General features: G+C 72.5%; 16 protein-coding genes and 1 tRNA gene. 4 read left to right on the top strand and 13 right to left on the bottom strand.

Going from position 1 to position 18,093, the window contains the following annotated elements:
- Position 1 precedes the first annotated feature (1 nt).
- A complete protein-coding gene (gene fdxA / locus ASD33_RS00335) occupies positions 2 to 322 on the bottom strand; it encodes a ferredoxin (RefSeq protein ID WP_015035968.1) in 321 nt (106 codons plus the stop codon).
- Between the two features lie 112 nt (positions 323 to 434).
- Here fdxA and ASD33_RS00340 point away from each other — a divergent pair, with 112 nt between their 5' ends.
- A complete protein-coding gene (locus ASD33_RS00340) occupies positions 435 to 1,538 on the top strand; it encodes a GNAT family N-acetyltransferase (RefSeq protein WP_056551474.1) in 1,104 nt (367 codons plus the stop codon).
- A complete protein-coding gene (locus tag ASD33_RS00345; protein WP_242426793.1) occupies positions 1,535 to 2,596 on the top strand; it encodes a transglutaminase-like domain-containing protein in 1,062 nt (353 codons plus the stop codon). Before ASD33_RS00340 ends, ASD33_RS00345 begins: the two co-directional genes overlap by 4 nt.
- A gap of 20 nt (positions 2,597 to 2,616) precedes the next feature.
- Here ASD33_RS00345 and ASD33_RS00350 read toward each other — a convergent pair.
- Positions 2,617 to 2,696: transfer RNA gene (locus tag ASD33_RS00350), tRNA-Asp, on the bottom strand.
- Positions 2,697 to 2,835: 139 nt separating this feature from the next.
- Here ASD33_RS00350 and ASD33_RS00355 point away from each other — a divergent pair.
- On the top strand, positions 2,836 to 3,420 hold the full coding sequence (locus ASD33_RS00355; protein WP_056551476.1) for an SMI1/KNR4 family protein: 585 nt from the start codon (positions 2,836 to 2,838) through the stop codon (positions 3,418 to 3,420).
- A gap of 106 nt (positions 3,421 to 3,526) precedes the next feature.
- On the opposite strand, the gene ASD33_RS00360 is transcribed toward ASD33_RS00355, so the two are convergent.
- The 4 genes from ASD33_RS00360 to ASD33_RS00375 all read right to left on the bottom strand — a co-directional run bounded on the left by ASD33_RS00360 (position 3,527) and on the right by ASD33_RS00375 (position 7,405).
- Positions 3,527 to 5,041, bottom strand: coding sequence for a hypothetical protein (locus tag ASD33_RS00360; RefSeq protein WP_079044543.1), 1,515 nt, complete (start codon positions 5,039 to 5,041; stop codon positions 3,527 to 3,529).
- 850 nt (positions 5,042 to 5,891) lie between these two features.
- Complete coding sequence (locus ASD33_RS00365) at positions 5,892 to 6,272, bottom strand: DUF6113 family protein (RefSeq protein WP_056551480.1); 381 nt, start codon at positions 6,270 to 6,272, stop codon at positions 5,892 to 5,894.
- Positions 6,269 to 7,159, bottom strand: a complete 891-nt coding sequence (mshB, locus tag ASD33_RS00370) for an N-acetyl-1-D-myo-inositol-2-amino-2-deoxy-alpha-D-glucopyranoside deacetylase (RefSeq protein ID WP_056551482.1) — start codon at positions 7,157 to 7,159, stop codon at positions 6,269 to 6,271. Before mshB ends, ASD33_RS00365 begins: the two co-directional genes overlap by 4 nt.
- Positions 7,160 to 7,210: 51 nt before the next feature.
- Positions 7,211 to 7,405 (bottom strand): hypothetical protein, encoded by a 195-nt coding sequence (locus ASD33_RS00375; RefSeq protein ID WP_015035959.1) that lies wholly within the window; start codon positions 7,403 to 7,405, stop codon positions 7,211 to 7,213.
- 182 nt (positions 7,406 to 7,587) lie between these two features.
- Here ASD33_RS00375 and ASD33_RS00380 point away from each other — a divergent pair, with 182 nt between their 5' ends.
- Complete coding sequence (locus ASD33_RS00380) at positions 7,588 to 9,807, top strand: prolyl oligopeptidase family serine peptidase (protein WP_056551484.1); 2,220 nt, start codon at positions 7,588 to 7,590, stop codon at positions 9,805 to 9,807.
- A 1-nt stretch (position 9,808) separates the two neighbouring features.
- On the opposite strand, the gene ASD33_RS00385 is transcribed toward ASD33_RS00380, so the two are convergent.
- From ASD33_RS00385 to ASD33_RS36685, 7 genes are all read right to left on the bottom strand, one after another.
- Positions 9,809 to 10,753 (bottom strand): hypothetical protein, encoded by a 945-nt coding sequence (locus tag ASD33_RS00385; protein ID WP_056553662.1) that lies wholly within the window; start codon positions 10,751 to 10,753, stop codon positions 9,809 to 9,811.
- A gap of 178 nt (positions 10,754 to 10,931) precedes the next feature.
- Positions 10,932 to 12,095 carry a dipeptide ABC transporter ATP-binding protein gene (locus ASD33_RS00390; RefSeq protein ID WP_056551486.1) on the bottom strand — a complete coding sequence of 388 codons (1,164 nt, stop codon included), beginning with the start codon at positions 12,093 to 12,095 and terminating at the stop codon, positions 10,932 to 10,934.
- The gene (locus ASD33_RS00395; protein ID WP_056551488.1) at positions 12,088 to 13,071 is read right to left on the bottom strand and encodes an ABC transporter ATP-binding protein; all 984 of its coding nucleotides are present in this window, start codon (positions 13,069 to 13,071) and stop codon (positions 12,088 to 12,090) included. The genes ASD33_RS00390 and ASD33_RS00395 overlap by 8 nt, the downstream gene beginning before the upstream one ends.
- 6 nt (positions 13,072 to 13,077) lie before the next feature.
- Complete coding sequence (locus ASD33_RS00400) at positions 13,078 to 14,076, bottom strand: ABC transporter permease (protein WP_056551489.1); 999 nt, start codon at positions 14,074 to 14,076, stop codon at positions 13,078 to 13,080.
- Positions 14,069 to 14,992: an ABC transporter permease gene (locus tag ASD33_RS00405; RefSeq protein ID WP_056551491.1), complete on the bottom strand. Its 924-nt coding sequence runs from the start codon at positions 14,990 to 14,992 to the stop codon at positions 14,069 to 14,071. The genes ASD33_RS00400 and ASD33_RS00405 overlap by 8 nt, the downstream gene beginning before the upstream one ends.
- Positions 14,993 to 15,118: 126 nt before the next feature.
- The gene (locus tag ASD33_RS00410; protein WP_056551493.1) at positions 15,119 to 16,747 is read right to left on the bottom strand and encodes an ABC transporter substrate-binding protein; all 1,629 of its coding nucleotides are present in this window, start codon (positions 16,745 to 16,747) and stop codon (positions 15,119 to 15,121) included.
- A 109-nt stretch (positions 16,748 to 16,856) separates the two neighbouring features.
- Positions 16,857 to 17,969: an XRE family transcriptional regulator gene (locus ASD33_RS36685; protein ID WP_056551495.1), complete on the bottom strand. Its 1,113-nt coding sequence runs from the start codon at positions 17,967 to 17,969 to the stop codon at positions 16,857 to 16,859.
- Positions 17,970 to 18,093 lie beyond the last annotated feature (124 nt).

Consider the following 18,093-nt stretch of genomic DNA (forward strand, 5'->3'; position numbering starts at 1 on the left):
ATCAGCCGTTCTGCGGCGGCAGGGCGGCGATGAAGGGGTGGTCGCGCTCGATCTCGCCGAGCTTGGAGGCACCACCGGGCGAACCGAGCTCGTCGAAGAACTCGACGTTCGCCTTGTAGTAGTCCTTCCACTCCTCCGGGGTGTCGTCCTCGTAGAAGATCGCCTCGACCGGGCAGACCGGCTCACAGGCCCCGCAGTCGACGCATTCGTCCGGGTGGATGTACAAGGACCGCTTGCCCTCGTAGATGCAGTCGACGGGGCACTCCTCGATGCACGCCTTGTCCTTCACGTCGACACAAGGCTGCGCGATGACGTAGGTCACGCTGTCGTTCCTCCTCGATAGGGCTGGTCTGCGCGGGAGCGCGGCGTCGTCGATGCCCGCCCCTAGTATCTCCGTTCTTGGGGGCGATCCGAACAGGAGGGGCGGAGAAGCTGTGGAATTCACCGGCGGAGGGCGCCTTGAAGTCCGAATCACCGGCGCTGACGTGGGAAAACGTGTCTCCGTTCGGTACGTGACGGAGTCGCCCTCGGCGGGCGGAAGGTTCACCGACGCGGTCGGAGTTCTCACATCATGGGACAACTCTGTGCTGCTGATCACACGAAAGAGCGGCGAGGGCGTCCGGATCGCGGAATCCGCGCTCGTCGCCGGGAAGGTCGTCCCGGCCGCGCCGGCCCGTCGGCGGGGCCCCTCGGCCACCTTCCGCGAGCTGGCGCTGGCCACCGCGCACGCGTGGCAGCCGGTCGAGAGCGAGCCGCTCGGCGAGTGGACCCTGCGGGCCGCGTTCCATGAGCTGCCGCCCGAAGGGCGTCCTGGTGGGGCGGTGGCCGGGCGACGGGTGGGATTCACCCGCCGTGCCAACTCCGCGCTACCGCTCGGTGATCCGGGGATGCCGACGGCTGACGCCCTGAGCCGCGTACGCGCCTGGTACGAGGCCAGGAAGCTCCCCCCGTACGTCCAGGCCGCCACGGGCGCCGAGGGCACCCAGGAGCTGCTCTGCGCGGCGCTCGACCGGCACGGGTGGCGGCGCGAGGTCTCCGCCGAGGTGCGGATCGCGGCGCTGGCCCCGATCGGCGACCTCGACGCCGACGTCTCCGCCGTACGCCTCTCCCGCACCGTCGACGAGGCGTGGCTGCGCCGCTACCAGCGCTCCGGCGAACCGAGCCCGGCGGTACGGTCGGTGCTCTCCTCCGGCCCGAGTGTGTGGTTCGCCTCCGTGGCGGGCACGGGAGGGGTGAGGAGCGAGGTGACGGGCGAGGTGTCGGACGGCGTGCCGGGCGGGGTTCCCGCGGCGATCGGGCGGTGTGTCGTCGACGGACGCTGGGCCGGTTTCATGGCCGTCGAGGTCGACCCGGAGCAGCGGCGCCGGGGCCTGGCGACCGCCGTCATGACGGCACTCGCCCGGAAGGCCCTCGACGAGGGCGCGTCGGCGGCCTGGCTCCAGGTGGAGTCGGACAACGACGGCGCGCGGGCGCTGTACGACGGCATGGGCTTCGCGCCCCACCACCACTACCACCACTACCGATGGGCGGAGGCGTGACGGAGGACGTACCACCGGGCGAGGGGACGGGGGGCGGGGCCGAGAGCGGACCGGGGGACGGAGAGGGAGCGGGCACGGGCGCGGCTGCGGGCGACGGAGCGGCCGGTGGGCCCGGGGGCAGGTCGGACGACACCTCGGGCGACGGAACGGCCGGTGGGCCCGGGGGCAGGTCGGACGACAGAACGGCCGGTGGTCCTCGGGCCGGGTCGGACGACGGGCCGGGCCACAGCTCCGCCAAAGTCCCCGACTGGCGGCGGGAGTTCGCCGAGGAGGCGCGGTCCGAGCGGCCCGACCTCGCCCGGCTCTGCCTGCTGATCGGGGCCGTGGCGGACCCCACCGTCACCCGGCACACCCTGGACGAGGCCGAGATCGAACTCGACCGCCTCGCCGGGCTCGTCCCGTACGCCACCCGCGTCACCGGCGACTGGGCCGGCTCGCTCGCCGGGCTGCTCGGTCACCGCGAGGGCTTCGTCGGCGTGCCCGCCGACTACCAGCGCCTGGAGTCCTCCCTGCTGCACGAGGTGCTCCGGCGCCGCCGGGGCCTGCCGATCCTGCTCTCCGTCGTCTGGATGGAGGTCGCGCGGCGGGCCGGCGCCCCCGTGTACGGGCTCGGGCTGCCCGGCCACTTCGTCGTCGGCTTCGGCGACCCGGCCGACCTGAACCTCGCCGACCCCTTCGCGGGCGGCCGTGCCATGACGGGAACGGACGCCGAGCTCCTGGTGACGAGCGCGACGGGCGAGGCGCTCGACCGCTCCATGCTCCGGCCCGCCGAACCCGGTGCGATCGTGCTCCGGGTCCTCAACAACATCCGCGCCTGGGCGGCCCCGCGCCCGGAACGCTCCGACGTGGCGCTGTGGGCGGTGGAGCTCTCCCTGCTGCTCCCCTCGCACCCGGCACGGCTCCGCTACGAGCGCGCCGAGCTGCTGGTCCAGCGCGGCGAGTTCCTCACGGGGGCGGCGGAGATGGAGGCGTACGCGCAGATCATGGACGCGGTCGACCCGGACTCCGCGACGACGATCCGCCGTCGGGCGCAGGCGGCGCGGGCACGCCTGAACTGAGCGGCCGGGGAGAAGAGGAATGGGGGCGGGGCGACCGGATTCGAACCGGCGTCCTCCGAGATGACATCGCGGCGCATTACCTCTGTGCTACGACCCCGCCCTTGCGGATCATGTTAGTCGGCGGGCGAGCGGGCACGCGAGGGGTTTTCGGCCGTCCTCGCGAGGCGCGGACAGGGCCGCCGCGGGCCGGGCGGGCGTCGCCCCTCCGGGCTGGTCCGGGACTGCCGTAGGGTCGTCGGATGGCCGACTGGGACGCGGGTGCGGTGCGTGCCCGGATACGGGAGATGGCGGCGCTGGACCCCGCGTGGACGCGGTCGGGGGCGCGCACCCATCGGTACGAGCTGACGCCCGCCCTGCCCGACGCGGAGATCACCGCCTTCGAGCAGGCGCACGGCATCCGGCTTCCCGCGGACTACCGCGCGTTCGTCGCGGAGGTCGGCAACGGTCCCGCCGGTCCCGCGCACGGCCTGATGCCGCTGACCACCCCCCGCCCCGAGGCCTGCGGGGACGACCCCTGGGCCGTGGACGGCGAGTGGGAGGAGGACCGGCTGCCGGGACGGCTCGCCACGCCGTTCGCCCTCTCCGAGCCGCTGCCCGGCGCCATCGGCGTCCTCGCGGCCGAGGAGTTGGTCCCGGGCACGCTCATGCTGGCCGAGGAGGGGTGCGGCATGTACGTCCGGCTGGTCCTGACGGGTCCCCGGGCGGGCGAGGTCTGGTGGCTCGACCCCGACTGGGGCGGCTTCGTCCCCGCGCACCCCGACTTCCGCACCTGGTACACCGGCTGGCTGCACGACGCGCGCCCCGGGAGGGGCGGCTCCCGGTAGGAGAGCGGTCCCACGCGCACCGCACCCACCCGGCCCGTGCCCGGAACGCCGGAACCCCCGTCCGACGTCGTCGGGCGGGGGTTCCGGCGTTCGGCTGGTGGGCCTGTCAGCCCTCGCCGCTCAGGTCGATCGTCTTGGTGCGCTCCGCCTTCGTCTTGCCCATGAGGGCGTCCCGCATCACGAAGGCCACGTCGTCGGCGGACACCTGGTGCTTGGTGCCGTCGCCCTTGGTGATCATGATGCCGTCGAAGGCCCCGTCGAGCAGCCGCTCGATGGCCTTCTTGTCGTAGACCTCGACCAGCCGGCCGTCGATGGCCTTCATCGAGAGGATCTGCGGCAGCGACCGCGCCGGGCCGAAGTCGATCTTCCGGCCGCCCGCCTTGATCGTGATCAGGCCCGACATCGCCGGCTGGGCGAACTCCTTCATCGCCCGGTCCAGCTCGGCCTTGGTGATGCTCGGCTGCCGTGTCGTGACCGGCAGATCGACCAGCTTGTTCCGGCCGGTCTCCACCTGGGCGCGGAAGGCGTCCCGCACCGAGATCATCGAGCGCTGGATGTCCAGGCCCTTGCCCGGCTTGCCCTCGACCGGCGTCACCTTGTTCGGGGCGAACAGGATCGTCGCCTCGGTCCCCGACGCCGACGTGCCCGCCAGGTCCCGCAGGGCGACCGCGAGCTTCTCCTCGTCGACCGGGAAGACCGGCTTCGCGACCCGCTCGCCGCCGAACAGCGAACCGATCACCGAGACCGGGTTGTAGTCACTGCCCGCCGCGGCCCGCACGGTCTCCTGGCTGTCGAGTGCCAGGCCCGCCTTGTCGGGGGCCAGCTGGACCTTGGTGCCGCCGATGCCGAGCTGGAGCGGCGCGTGGGCGCGCTTACCCAGGGCGGCGTCCAGCTTGTTGACGGCCTCCTCCTTCGTACCGCCGCCGATGTCCACGCCGAGGACCGTGGTCCCCTTGGGCACGTCGGAGTGGTTGAGGAGCAGTCCCGCGCCGTACGCGATGCCGGCGAGGCCCACGACTCCGGCCGCGGCCAGGACCAGCTTCGAGCGGCCCTTCTTCGCCGGGGCGCGGCTCGCCGCCGGGGCGGGGCGCGGCGCGGGGGCCGGGGCGGGGGCCGCCTGGTCCTCGATGCGCGGGGTGAGGTTCGGGCGGGCCGCCTTCGGCGGGACGACCGGGATGCCGCTGGTGAGCGTGTCCCCCGAGACGTGACCGTTGCCGCCGCCCTGCGGGCCCGGACCGGAGTGCGGCGCCGGTGCCTGCGGGGTGAGGATCGCGGTGTCGTCGGACATGCGCGGGGCGCCGCCGGGGCCGCCGTGGCCCCCGGGAGCTCCCGGACCTCCGGGGAAGGGCGAGCCCTGACCCGGTCCCTGACCCTGACGGGGACCATGACCCGGACCCTGACGGGGTCCCTGGCCCTGACCCTGGCCCTGGAACGCGCCCGCCCCCGGGCCGCCCAGCGACGCGGTGCCCATGGCCGGGCCCGTCGTGGGGCCCGTCGGTGCCGCGGCAGGACCCGGGTACGCGGGCGTGCCGCCCGCCGGGGTGCCGTCGTACATCGGGGTCCCGGCGGCGGGAGTCCCGTCGTACATGGGGGTGCCGCCCGCAGGGGTCCCGTCGTACATCGGGGTTCCGCCGGCCGGCGTGCCCGTGTACATCGGGGTCCCGGCCGCCGGTGTCCCGCTGTCGTACAGCGGGTTGCCCGCGCCCTGCTGGGCGGAGGTCACCGGGCGGCTCGACGGGGTGTTGCCGACCGTGGGGACGCCGGAGGTCGCGGAGCCCGCGAAGCCCGTGCCCTGGGTGTCGGGCCCGAGCGGGGCCGGCGAGGGCTTCGGGGCCTGCGGCGGCGCGGGCGCGGCAGCGGGGGCGGGGGCCTGGGGCGTCGCCTTGCGGGGCGCGAACCAGTCGCTGGTCTCCTTGGCCTTGGGGGCCTCCTCCGCCTGCGGCGGCTCGGGGGCCACCACCGGCTCGGGCTCCGGCTCCGGTACCGCTACCGGTTCCGCGACGGGAGCGGGCTCCGGTGCGGACGCCTCGTTGACCGTCTTGCGGACCACGACCGGCGGGATCGGACGCGAACCCGGGATGTTGATCCGGATACGGGTCGTCAGCGTCGTCTCGGTCTTGGGCTCCTCCGGCGGCGCGGGCGCGGCGGCGGTCTCCTCCGGCCCGTCCTGCGAGGGGTGGAGCGACGGATACTGGCGGGATCCGTACGGCGGTGTACCCGAGGGGTACGCGGCTCCACCGCGCCCCTGGGCGCCGGAGGACGAACTGTCAGTCTCTCGACCAGTTTCACGACTCAAAGCAGGATCTCCCGGTTGGCTCCACCGCCCGCTCTTGCTGATGCTCGTGTAACCCGGGCGGTTCGGCGGCGCGCACCACCATACTGGCCGCCGCCGACACATACCCGACCGCTGGGTGACGTACGACGGTCAATCCGGCCGAAGTCAGGGCGTCCCGGGTCTCAAGTCGTCCTGCTCACGGGGTCGGTCGCGGCAGCCGGGACAGAGTGGCGCAGATCACAGCGAGCGCCATGCCGCCGAAGAGGAAGAGCAGCTCGCCGGCGCCGCCGCCGAACACCCCGTCGCCCTCGGGCCGTCCGAAGCTGAGCAGGACGACGGCGACGAGCCAGCCGGCCCCGCCGGCGACGACGCCGACCTGGGTGCCGGTGGCGCGCAGCCCTCCGTAGAAGAGGGCGGCGGTGGCGAGGAGGCCGAGGAGCAAGCCGCCGGGGAACCAGGCGGCTTGGACGAGGGCGCCCGCCGTGCCGACCAGGACGCCGAGGACGGCCAGGGCCGCGTACCAGATGAATCGGACGGCGCGGGAGGCCGGGAGGGCCGGAGTCGTGGGGGTGCTCATGCGGTCACTCCCGCGAAGAGGTCGGTCTCGCGGGTGCCGGCGGGGGCGCCGGGGGTGCCCTGGACGAGTTCGTAGTACTCGGTGGTGAAGATCGGCTGGCCCAGGTCGTTGGAGAGGGCGAAGAACGGACCGTCGACCGCGACTTGGGTGGCGTGCGCGGCCATCGCCGCGCTCTTGCGGGCGGTGTGCTCGGGGCCCGCGTCGATCTCGGTGGTGATCCGGTCCTCGTCGACCACTCCGGGGACGTCGTCGATCGCGGCGACGGCGGGGAAGACGGAGCCCTCGGCGCGCAGCCGGGCGAATCCGGCCTCGGCTACCGGGCGCGGGACGCGGTTCCAGTAGATCTTGGCGATCGTGTGCGCCGGCCCGAGCTCGGGGCGGTAGGCGGGGTCGGCGGCCAGTTCGGCGGCGCGGGTGGCGACGCGGTGGGCCTGGATGTGGTCCGGGTGGCCGTAGCCGCCGTCGGGGTCGTAGGTGACCAGGACCTGGGGGCGGGTCTCCCGGATCACCTCGACGAGGTACGGGGCGGCGGTGTCGACGGCCGTGTTCCAGAACGCGTTGTCCCGCGCGTTCTGCTCGGCGCCCATCATCCCGGAGTCGCGGAAGCGGCCGGGGCCGCCGAGGAAGCGGTGGTCGGTGACGCCCAGCTCGGCCATCGCGGCGGCGAGTTCGCCGACGCGGTGCGGGCCGAGCCGGTCCTCCCGGTCCGGGGCCAGGTGGGCGAGTCCGGGCGGGATGACCTCGCCCTCCTCGCCGAGGGTGCAGGTGACGAGGGTGACGAGGGCACCCTCGGCCGCGTACCTGGCCATGGTGGCGCCGTTGTTGATCGACTCGTCGTCCGGGTGCGCGTGCACGAGCAGCAGACGGCGGGCGGGGAGATCGGACATGTCCCCAGCCTACGAGGTCCGGCCGGAAGAGGGGTCAGGACGTGGGGGTGCTCAGAACTTGAGGCCGCCGATCATGCCCGCCACGTTCGTGGTGAGGGTGCTGATGGACGGGGCGATGGACGAGCTCGCCAGATAGAAACCCAGGAGCGCGCAGACCGCCGCGTGTCCAGCCTTCAACCCGGATTTCCGGATCAGAAGGAAGACGACGATCGCCAGCAGCACCACCACGGAGATCGAGAGTGCCACGGCGGTTCACCTCCACACTTCTTCGGTCGGATATTCGAGCGGTTCGGGCAGCGAGCATGTGCCAACGGGGTACGTACGCGAGGTACATACCCACCTAGCGCTACGGATCATAACTATCCGTGCCATCGCATCGATCGGCGGACGGAGGCACGAGGGGGGCGCACAGCGCTAGTTTCAGCCGTATGACCATGTCTCCCCAGCAGTCGGCCACACCCTCGGCCGGGCTCTCCTTCCCCCGTCAGCACGCCCGGACCCAGCGGTTCACCCTGGGTGTTCCGCGGGCGTTCTCCGTCTCGCCCGACGGGGAGCGCGTGGTGTTCGTCAGATCCGGTTCGGGCACCGAACGTTCCCACCGGCTCTGGGTCCTCGACCTCCCCCGCGACGGGGGCGCGCCCTCCGAGCGGGTGGCGGCCGACCCGGCGGTGCTGCTCGCGGGCGCGGAGGAGGAGCTGTCGCCGCAGGAGCGGGCGCGCCGGGAGCGGAGCCGGGAGGGCTCGGCCGGTGTGGTGGGGTACGCGGTCGACGGGGCGGTGGAGCTGGCGGCGTTCGCCCTGTCGGGGCGGCTGTTCGCGGCGGAGCTGCGGGCCGGGACGGCGCGGGAGCTGCCGGTGCCGGGGCCGGTGATCGACCCCCGTCCCTCGCCGGACGGGCGGTGGGTGGCGTACGTGACGGAGGGCGCGCTGCGGGTGGTGGGCGCGGACGGTTCGGACGACCGTGCCCTGGCCGTTCCCGAGGACGAGCACGTCTCCTACGGATTGGCCGAATTCATCGCCTCGGAGGAGATGACCCGGGACCGGGGTTTCTGGTGGTCGCCCGCCTCGGACCGGCTGCTGGTCGCGCGGGCCGACGACCGGGCGGTGCGGCGCTGGTGGATCGCGGACCCGGCGCACCCGGAGCGGGAGCCGCAGCCGGTGGCCTACCCGGCGGCGGGGACGGCCAACGCGGACGTCCGGCTGTTCGTGACGGGGCTCGACGGGGCCCGCACCGAGGTGCGGTGGGACCGGGAGCGGTATCCGTACCTGGCGCGGGTGCACTGGTCGGCGGCCGGGGCGCCGCTGCTGCTCGTCCAGGCGCGGGACCAGCGGGAGCAGTTGTTCCTGGCGGTGGACCCGGAGTCCGGGGAGACGAGGACAGTACGGGAGGAGCGGGACCCGGTGTGGCTGGAGCTGCTGCCGGGGGTGCCGGTGTGGGCGCCGGACGGGCGGCTCGTACGGCTGGTGGACCGGGCAGCCGATGACGCGGCCGGCGAGGACGGGGCCGGTGCGCGGGTCCTCGTCGTCGGGGACGAGGTGCTCACCGGTGCCGCCCTGCACGTCCGTGCCGTGCTCGACGTGGGCGAGGACGACGTCCTGGTGTCCGCGTCGGCCGGTGCGGCGGCGGCCGCGCCGGAGACCGGCGAGGTCCATGTGTACCGGGTGACCGGCCGGGGCGCCGAGCGGATCTCCGAGGGCGTCGGGGTGCACGGTGCGGTGCGCTCGGGGGCGGTGACCGTCCTGGTGTCGGCGCGCCCGGAGTCGCCGGGGAGCGTGGCGCGGGTGCTGCGCGACGGCGAACAGGTCGCGGTGGTGGCCTCGTACGCTCAGCGGCCGGTGATCACCGCCCGGGTGCGGCTCACGGAGTCCGGCGTACGGCGGATCCCGTGCGCGGTGCTGCTGCCCTCGGGGTACGCGGAGGGGGACGGTCCGCTGCCGGTCCTGATGGATCCGTACGGCGGTCCGCACGGGCCGCGCGTGCTCGCCGCGCACAACCCGCATCTGACGTCCCAGTGGTTCGCCGACCAGGGTTTCGCGGTGGTCGTGGCGGACGGGCGGGGCACTCCGGGGCGTTCGCCCGCCTGGGAGAAGTCGATCGCGCGGGACCTCTCGCCGACGCTCGACGACCAGGTGGAGGCGCTCCAGGGGCTCGCCGGCCGGTTCCCGCTGGACCTGGAGCGGGTCGCGATCCGGGGCTGGTCGTACGGCGGGTACCTGGCGGCGCGGGCGGTGCTGCGGCGGCCCGACGTGTTCCACGCGGCCGTCGTCGGGGCGCCGGTGACGGACTGGCGGCTGTACGACACCCACTACACCGAGCGGTACCTCGGCACCCCGCAGGACGACCCCGAGGTGTACGCGGCCCAGTCGCTGGTCACGGACGACGGGCTCTCGGCGCCGGAGGTGCCGGTGCGGCCGATGATGATCGTGCACGGTCTCGCGGACGACAACGTGGTGGTCGCGCACGCGCTGCGGTTCTCCTCCGCGCTGCTCGCGGCGGGCCGGCCGCACGAGGTGCTGCCGCTGTCCGGGGTCACCCACATGACCCCGCAGGAGCAGGTCGCGGAGAACCTGCTGCTGCTCCAGGTGGACTTCCTGAAGCGGTCCCTGGGGCTGGAGCGGGGCGCGGGGGCGGAGCCGGAGCGGGGCTGAGTCACCAGCCGGGCGGCGGCGGGTAGGGCGGGGCCGGGGGCGGCATCCCGGCCGGCGGGTAGGGGGCGGGCGCGGCGGCGGGGGCGGGGGCGCCGCGCCCGGCGAGCAGGGCGAGGACGGCGATTCCGGCGAGCAGTCCGAAACAGGTGGTGAGGAGGCTCAGCCGGTCCGTGGTGGAGAGGCCGCCGAAGTCGCCGATCACTTCGTAGCGGGTGGCGCGCGCGACCCCGGCGAGGCCGCCGGCCGCGAGGAACACCCCGGCGAGCAGTCCGAAGGCGCGGGTGTGGCGGGCGCGGGCGAAGGCGGAGCCGGCGGCGGTTCCGTAGAGGGCGACGAGGACCAGCGACAGCCAGGCGGGCGGGGGCGCGAGGGCCGCCTTGATGACGGTCCGTCCGCCGGTGAACCGGTCGACGGTGATGTCCAGGTCCATCGCGGTGGCCCAGTACAGCTCCCACAGGACCGTGACGAGCGCGGCGACGGCGAGGAGGACCCCGGCGGCGACGGCGGGACCGGTACGGGGGCTGCTGGGCCGCGGTTCGTACGGGGCGGCGCCCGAGCGGCGGCCCGCGGCGGCGGTGACGAGGAGGCCGACGGCGAGGGCCAGCGAGAGGAGCGCGGTGACGAGGGCTCCGCTGCCGGGCGCCCAGAGTCCGGGCAGGCGCAGGGCGAGGGTGACGGCGCCGGCCGCGGCGAGCGCGGAGGCCGCGTGGCGCGAGCGGAGCGCGGCGACGACGGTGGCGACGGAGACGGCGAGGAGCACCGGGTCGGTCAGGGAGGTGGCGGACTGCCCGCGGAGGAGGAAGTGAGGGTCCCCCGCCCAGTACCACCCGAGGTCGGAGGGCGAACCGAGCCCGGCGAGGTCCTTGAGGATCCACACGGCGCTGAGGAGGGCGAGCGCGGCGCAGAGCGCGGCGCCCGTGAGACGTGCCGGTCGTGTCACAGTCACGGTCCCGATACTCACGGTCGCCACCCGCCGAAACAAGCGATTCCGCGGAACCCGGTGGGACGGCCGGCCGGCCGGGCTCGTGTCGAGTCCCGGCCGGCCCACGGCACCCGCACGGCCGTACGTCCCGCAGTCTGGCGTGTCCGTATATCGGATCCGATGCGGGCCGGTTGCCCGCGTGTTACGGCGTACCGGGTTCCGTGCCGCCGTTCCCGGGGGCCTCGGGGGTCTCCGGGGTTTCCGGGGTCTCGGGGGACTTGAGGATGTCCGGGGGCTTCGGGGTCTCCGGCGGCTTCAGGACCTTCGGCGCCTCGCCGTTCTCCGGCGGGACCACCGTCTTCTCCTCCGCGAAGTGGCAGGCCGAGTCGTGCTTCGCCGGGGTGTCGGTGAGGCGGAAGACGGCCGGGACCGCGAGGAGCGGGACCTCCAGGGTGCAGCGTTCCTGGGCCTTCCAGCAGCGGGTGCGGAAGCGGCAGCCGGAGGGGATGTTGGCCGGCGAGGGCACGTCGCCGGTGAGGATGATCCGCTCGCGGTGGGCGCGCGCCTCGGGGTCGGGGACCGGGACCGCGGAGAGCAGCGCCTGGGTGTAGGGGTGGGTGGGGTGGTCGTAGATCTGGGCGTCGCTGCCGATCTCGACGATCCGGCCGAGGTACATGACGCCGACGCGGTCCGAGATGTGGCGCACGATCGACAGGTCGTGGGCGATGAAGACGTACGAGAGGGAGAACTCGGACTGGAGGCTGTCGAGGAGGTTGATGACCTGCGCCTGGACGGAGACGTCGAGGGCGGAGACCGGCTCGTCCGCGACGATGATCTCGGGCTGGAGGGCGAGGCCGCGGGCGATGCCGATGCGCTGGCGCTGGCCGCCGGAGAACTGGTGCGGATACCGGTTGATGTACTCGGGGTTGAGGCCGACGACGTCCAGGAGGTCCTGGACCTTGCGGCGGCGGTCGCCCTTGGGGGCGACCTCGGGGTGGATCTCGTACGGCTCGCCGATGATGTCGCCGACGGTCATGCGGGGGTTGAGCGAGGTGTACGGGTCCTGGAAGACCATCTGGATGTTGCGGCGGACGGCCTTCAGCGCGCGCGGGGAGAGCTTGCTGATGTCCTCGCCCTTGTAGCGGATCTCGCCCGACGTGGGCCGTTCCAGGTTGACCAGCATCTTCGCGACGGTCGACTTGCCGCAGCCGGATTCGCCGACGATGCCGAGGGTCTCGCCGGCGGCGAGCTCGAAGTCGACCCCGTCGACGGCCCTGACGGCGCCGACCTGCTTCTTGAACAGGATGCCCTGGGTGAGCGGGTAGTGCTTGTGGAGTTCCCGGACTTCGAGAATCGCCTCAGCCATGGAGGCACTCCTTCCAGAAGTGGCAGGCGCTGGAGCGCGGCACCGGGGACTCGGTCACGTCGTACAGCGGGGGGATGTCGGTCCGGCAGACGTCCTGGGCCATGGGGCAGCGCGGGTTGAAGGCGCAGCCGGGCGGGATGGCGAGCAGGTTGGGCGGGAGGCCCTTGATCGCGTAGAGCTCCTGGCCCTTCTGGTCCAGGCGCGGGATCGAGTCGAGCAGGCCCCGGGTGTAGGGGTGGGCGGGGGCCTTGTAGATCTCGTGGACGGGGGCCTGTTCGACGATCCGGCCCGCGTACATGACGGCGATCTTGTCGGCGACGTCGGCGACGACGCCGAGGTCGTGGGTGATGAGGATGAGGCCCATGTTGAGTTCGCGCTGGAGCTCGGCGAGGAGGTCCATGACCTGGGCCTGGACGGTGACGTCGAGGGCGGTGGTGGGCTCGTCGGCGATGATCAGTTCGGGTTCGAGGGCGAGCGCCATCGCGATCATGATGCGCTGGCGCATGCCGCCGGAGAACTGGTGGGGGTACTGGCCGACGCGTTCCTTGGCGGCGGGGATGCGGACCCGGTCCATCAGCTCGACGGCCTTGGCCTTGGAGTCCTTGCGCGACATGCCCTTGTGGACCTGGAACATCTCGCCGAGCTGGTCGCCGACGCTGAGGACCGGGTTGAGGGAGGACAGCGCGTCCTGGAAGATCATCGCCATCTTGGCGCCGCGGACCTTGCGCCGTTCCTCCTCCTTGAGCTTCAGGAGGTCCTGGCCCTGGAAGAGGATCTCGCCGCCGCTGATCTTCCCCGGCGGGATGTCGAGGATGCCCATGACGGCCTGGGCGGTGACGGACTTGCCGGAGCCGGACTCGCCGAGGACGGCGAGGGTCTCCCCCGCGTCGACGGAGTAGTTGACGCCGTTGACCGCCTTGGCCACCCCGTCCCGGGTGTGGAACTCCACGTGCAGGTCGCGCACTTCGAGCAGCATGGGTCCCTACCTCAGCTTCGGGTCGAGGGCGTCGCGCACCGCGTCGCCGAGCATGATGAACGCGAGCACGGTGACGGCGAGCGCGCCGGCCGGCCAGAGCAGCATGTGGGGCGCGTTGCGGATGTACTGCGACGCCGAGGAGATGTCGATGCCCCAGGAGACGGTCGGCGGCTTCAGTCCGACGCCGAGGTACGACAGGGTCGCTTCGAGCGCGATGTACGTACCGAGGGCGATGGTGGCGACGACGATCACCGGGGCGACGGCGTTGGGCGTGATGTGCCGGAGCAGCATCCGGGAGTTGGAGGCGCCGAGGGCGCGGGCCGCCTGCACGTAGTCGTTCTGTTTCGCGGTGATGACCGAGCCGCGCGCGATGCGGGAGAGCTGCGGCCAGCCGAGCAGCACCATGAAGCCGATGACGGGCCAGACGGTGGCGCTGGTCACCACGGACAGCAGGACCAGGCCGCCGAGGACGACGGGGATGGCGAAGAAGACGTCGGTGATCCTGGAGAGGACGCCGTCCCAGGCGCCGCCGAAGAACCCGGCGAGTCCGCCGAGGATGCTGCCGAGGACGGCGACTCCGAGGGTGGCGAGGACGCCGACGGTCACGGAGGTCCGGGCGCCGTAGACGGTGCGGGTGTAGACGTCGCAGCCCTGGCCGTTGAAGCCGAAGGGGTGGCCGGGCTGGGAGCCTTCCTGGGCCTTGGACAGGTCGCAGTCGAGGGGGTCCCCCGAGGCGATCAGCGAGGGCCAGATGGAGATGACGACCAGGAAGAGGATGACGAGTCCGGAGACGATGAAGACCGGGTTGCGGCGCAGGTCGTGCCAGGCGTCGGACCAGAGGGAGCGGGGCTTCTTGTCGGCGCCGGTGCCCTCGGGGCCACCGGGCGTCTTCTCCAGGGTCTCGGCTTCCTGGGTGCCGAGGTCGGCGGCACCGCCGGCTCCGGTGGAGGCGATGGCGCGCCCTTCTTCTCCGTACGACTCAAGGGGCTCAAGCGGCTCAGGCATAGCGGATCCTCGGGTCAAGGACGGCGTAGAGGAGGTCGACCAGGAGGTTGGCCAGCAGGAACACCAGGACGAGGATGGTCACGAAGCCGACGACGGTCTGGGTGCTCTGGCGGACGATGCCGTTGTAGAGCTGGAGGCCGACCCCGTGGATGTTGAAGATCCGTTCGGTGACGATCGCTCCGCCCATGAGGGCGCCGATGTCGGCTCCGATGAAGGTCACCACGGGGATGAGGCTGTTGCGCAGCAGGTGGCGGCTGATGACCCGGCGGCGGGGCAGGCCCTTGGCCACGGCGGTACGGACGTAGTCGGCGCGCTTGTTCTCGGCGATCGAGGTCCGGGTGAGCCGGGTGACGTAGGCGAGCGAGACGGAGGCGAGCACCAGGCCGGGGACGATCAGCTCGTTCCAGTTCGCCTCCGGTGAGACGGCCGGTTCGATCCAGCCCCATTTGACGCCCAGGAGGAGCTGGACGAGCAGGCCGGTGACGAAGGTCGGGACGGAGAGGACGACCAGGGTCAGCAGCAGGACGGTGCTGTCGACGGGGCGGCCGCGCTTGAGGCCGGTGACGACGCCGAGGCTGATGCCGATGACGATCTCGAAGAGGATCGCGACGACGGTGAGCCGGAAGGTCACGGGGAAGGCGTCGGCCATCAGTTCGGTGACGGGCTGGCCGTTGAAGGCGGTGCCGAAGTCCCCGGTGAACACGTTGCCCATGTAGGTCAGGTATTGCTGCCAGACGGGCTTGTCGAGGCCGAACTCCTTCTTCAGCTGGGCGGCGGTCGCCGGATCGCAGGCACGGTCGCCGCAGAGTCCGGCGACAGGGTCGCCCATCACGTTCACCATCAGGAAGATCAACAGCGTGGCGCCGAAGAAGACCGGGATCATCTGCAGCAGTCGCCGGATCACATAACGACCCATGGGGGGCTCCGGGGGTTGGCTCCGGGTAGGGGTTCGCTCCGGGAGGGGCGCGAGCGAGGAAGGCGTACGGCCCGGCGGCGCGGGGGTTCCGCGGGCCGGGCCGTTCGCAGCCGACCTGTTACGGCGTCACTTGACCTTGATCTGGTCGTAGACCGGGACGCTGAAGGGGTTCAGGGACACGTTGGTCACGCGGTCCGAGTAGCCGGCGCTGCCGTTCTGGTACCAGAGCGGGATGGCTCCCATGTCGTCGCGGAGGACGCCCTCGGCCTGCTGGAAGAGACCGACGGCCTTCGCCGTGTCGGGCTCGGCGTTGGCCTGGTTGATCAGCTTGTCGAACTCGGGGTCGGTGTACTTGCCGTCGTTGGACGAGGCGTTGGTGTAGTACAGCGGCTGCAGGAAGTTCTGGATGAGCGGGTAGTCCATCTGCCAGCCGGCCCGGAACGGTCCCTGCATCTTCGACTGGGTGACCTGGTTGCGGTAGTCGGCGAAGGTGCCGACCGGGTTGCCGACGCAGGCCTTGTTGTCGCCGAGGGCCCGGTTGATGGAGTTGCAGACCGCGTCCACCCACTCCTTGTGGGAGCCGGTGTCGGCGTTGTACGAGATCTTCATCGTGCCGCCGGGGATGCCGCCGCCCTCGGCGACGAGCTTCTTGGCCTGGGCCGCGTCGTACTTGCAGAAGTCGCCGCAGACGTCCTTGAAGCCGCCCTCCTCGCCGAGCACCGGGGAGGTCCAGTCGACGGCCGGGGTGCGGGTCTTCTGGAAGATCGTCTCGGTGATCTGGGCGCGGTCGATCGCCATGGACAGGCCCTGGCGGAGCTTCTCCTGGCCGGGCTTGTTCCAGTTCGGGTCGTAGAACGGGAAGGAGAGGGTCTGGATGATGCCGGCCGGGACGTTGATGTACCGGTCGCCGAGGTCGGCGGAGACGTTCTTGAGCTGCGAGGCGGGGATGTCGTCGACGAGGTCGAGGTTGCCGGCCGTCAGGTCGGTGTAGGCGGTGTTGTTGTCGGTGTAGACCTTGAGGTTCACACCGCCGTTCTGGGCCTTGTCGGTGCCGGGGTAGGCGTCCCAGCGCTTGAGGGACATCTGCGAGCCCTTGGAGTACGAGTCGACCGTGTACGGGCCGTTGCCGATGGGCTTCGACAGCCAGCCGGCGTGGTCGTCGTAGAAGGCCTGGGGAAGCGGCGAGAAGGCCGCGTAGCCCAGGGTGACGGGCCAGGTGGAGAACTTCTGGGTGAGCTTGACCGTGAAGGTCTGCGGGCCCGTGATCTTGAGGCCGGACATGGTCTCGGCCGTCGGTTCGCCCTTGTCGGGGTGGACCTTGTCGTAGCCCTCGATCTGCCCGAAGAAGTACGCGTTCTTCTGGTTGTTCTTCAGGTGGGCGGCGTAGTTCCAGGCGTCGACGAAGGACTTGGCCGTGACCTTCTCGCCGTTGGAGAAGGTCCAGCCGTCCTTGACCGTGATGGCGAAGTTCGTCGAGTCGGTGGTGTCGATCTTCTCGGCGAGCATGTCCTTGGCCTCGCCGGTCTTCGGGTCGTACTGCTTGAGACCCCGGAAGATCATGGACAGCACCTTGCCGCCCTGCACCTCGTTGGTGTTGGCGGGCTCCAGGGGGTTCTGCGGATCGCCCCACGAGGAACTCACGATGCCGTCGGCACCTCCGCCGCCGCCGCTGTCGTCGCCGCCACCGCAGGCCGTCGCCGCGAGGGCGACGGCGGTGGCCAGAGCGGCCCACTTGGCGTGCGTGGCTCCGCGCATGGAGTGCCTCCCGTGATTCTTGCTGAGACTTATGCCCCCATATCACCCCAAGCCTGACGGGGCCGCATCTCGGCGGCAGCTGTCCGGGGGGCCGCGTCCCGACGGTCCGTCACGGCTGCACGGCACCGACCGGCGAGCACTCCTGCTCGTGGAAGCGCGGGATCTTCCCGCAGACCGTCACCTCCTGCCAGGGGCGGTCGGCCGCGACGGCGAGCATCCGGGTGTAGGTGTCGCGCTCGACCCTGATCTCCGCGCTCAGCTCGTGGCCGCCCTTGTCCTTGATCGTGACGGAGTCGCCGATGGTCCCGCCCTCGATGCGGCCCCACACGGCCTGGCAGGCGGCGCTGTAGCGCAGCTCGATCTGGAGCCCGCGCAGCCAGGTCTGCCGCACGGTGGTGGCGTCCCACTGGCAGTCCATGGCCTGCGGCTCCCGGCGCAGGCAGGTGTCACTCGTACAGCCGACCACGATGGTCCCGGCGGCCGGGACGCTCTGCTTCCCGTCGGTGCTGGTGGACGCCGAGGGGTGGGCGGCGGTCCCGGCCGGGTCGTTCCCGGGGGCCAGGGCGATGACGCTGATCACGGCGCCGAGGAGCGCCCCGAGCGTCACGTAGCCGAGGGCGCGCGCGGCGGGGAGCCAGCCGGCGGCGCGGCGGCGCCAGGGGGCGGGCTCCGCCGGGGCGGCCGCCCGCTTCGCCGCCCGGTCCGCCTTCCGGGCCGCCCAGCGGGAGGGCGACGCCCGGGTGCTGTCCCGGGCGGTGGGTACGGGGGCCGGGGCGGCGGCCTTGGCCGTGGTGGCGGTCGTGGTGCCGGCCGTCGAATCCGCGGCGGCGGGTGCGGCGCCCTGTGCCGCCTTCTGCGCGGGCCCGGTCGCCTGCGCGCGTCCGGGCGGCTGCGGGCCGGTCGTCTGCGCGCCGGTGGTCTGCGCGGCTGCCTGGCCGGAGGCGAGGGCCGCGGCGCGTTCGTTCGCGAGGACCTCGTCGAGGAGCGCGAGCAGCGGCTCCTTCTCCTCCCCCGCCGCCTCGGCGAGCTGCTCGACCGCGACCCTGCTCGGCACCTGCTTGCCGTTGAGGAACCGCTCCCAGGAAGAGCGGCTGTAGTGGGTCCGGTCGGCCAGCCTGCCGTAGCTGAGCCCGGATCTCTCCTTCATGGCGCGCATCCGGGCGGCCAGCCGGTCGTGGGCCCCGCCCGACGCCCCGGGGCCGTATCCCCCCTCATTGAACACGCGAACTCTCCCCGTTCTGCTGATCGAACAGCTGCATGAACGGGGAGAGTATCGCGCCGGTACGACATATCAGGAGTGACTTGATCGGCGCGGCGCACGGCCGGATCGGTCACCCCGCCGGCCG

The organism is Streptomyces sp. Root1304, from assembly GCF_001426405.1.
Lineage (GTDB): Bacteria > Actinomycetota > Actinomycetes > Streptomycetales > Streptomycetaceae > Streptomyces.

What these genes read in the sequence shown, in the direction of transcription:
- ASD33_RS00355 (WP_056551476.1), top strand. Translation starts at nt 2,836, where the DNA reads ATGGCCGACTGGGACGCGGGTGCGGTGCGTGCCCGGATACGGGAGATG.
- ASD33_RS00360 (WP_079044543.1), bottom strand. Translation starts at nt 5,041, where the DNA reads ATGTACGACGGGACCCCTGCGGGCGGCACCCCCATGTACGACGGGACT.
- ASD33_RS00365 (WP_056551480.1), bottom strand. Translation starts at nt 6,272, where the DNA reads ATGAGCACCCCCACGACTCCGGCCCTCCCGGCCTCCCGCGCCGTCCGA.
- mshB (WP_056551482.1), bottom strand. Translation starts at nt 7,159, where the DNA reads ATGTCCGATCTCCCCGCCCGCCGTCTGCTGCTCGTGCACGCGCACCCG.
- ASD33_RS00380 (WP_056551484.1), top strand. Translation starts at nt 7,588, where the DNA reads ATGACCATGTCTCCCCAGCAGTCGGCCACACCCTCGGCCGGGCTCTCC.
- ASD33_RS00390 (WP_056551486.1), bottom strand. Translation starts at nt 12,095, where the DNA reads ATGGCTGAGGCGATTCTCGAAGTCCGGGAACTCCACAAGCACTACCCG.
- ASD33_RS00395 (WP_056551488.1), bottom strand. Translation starts at nt 13,071, where the DNA reads ATGCTGCTCGAAGTGCGCGACCTGCACGTGGAGTTCCACACCCGGGAC.
- ASD33_RS00400 (WP_056551489.1), bottom strand. Translation starts at nt 14,076, where the DNA reads ATGCCTGAGCCGCTTGAGCCCCTTGAGTCGTACGGAGAAGAAGGGCGC.
- ASD33_RS00405 (WP_056551491.1), bottom strand. Translation starts at nt 14,992, where the DNA reads ATGGGTCGTTATGTGATCCGGCGACTGCTGCAGATGATCCCGGTCTTC.
- ASD33_RS00410 (WP_056551493.1), bottom strand. Translation starts at nt 16,747, where the DNA reads ATGCGCGGAGCCACGCACGCCAAGTGGGCCGCTCTGGCCACCGCCGTC.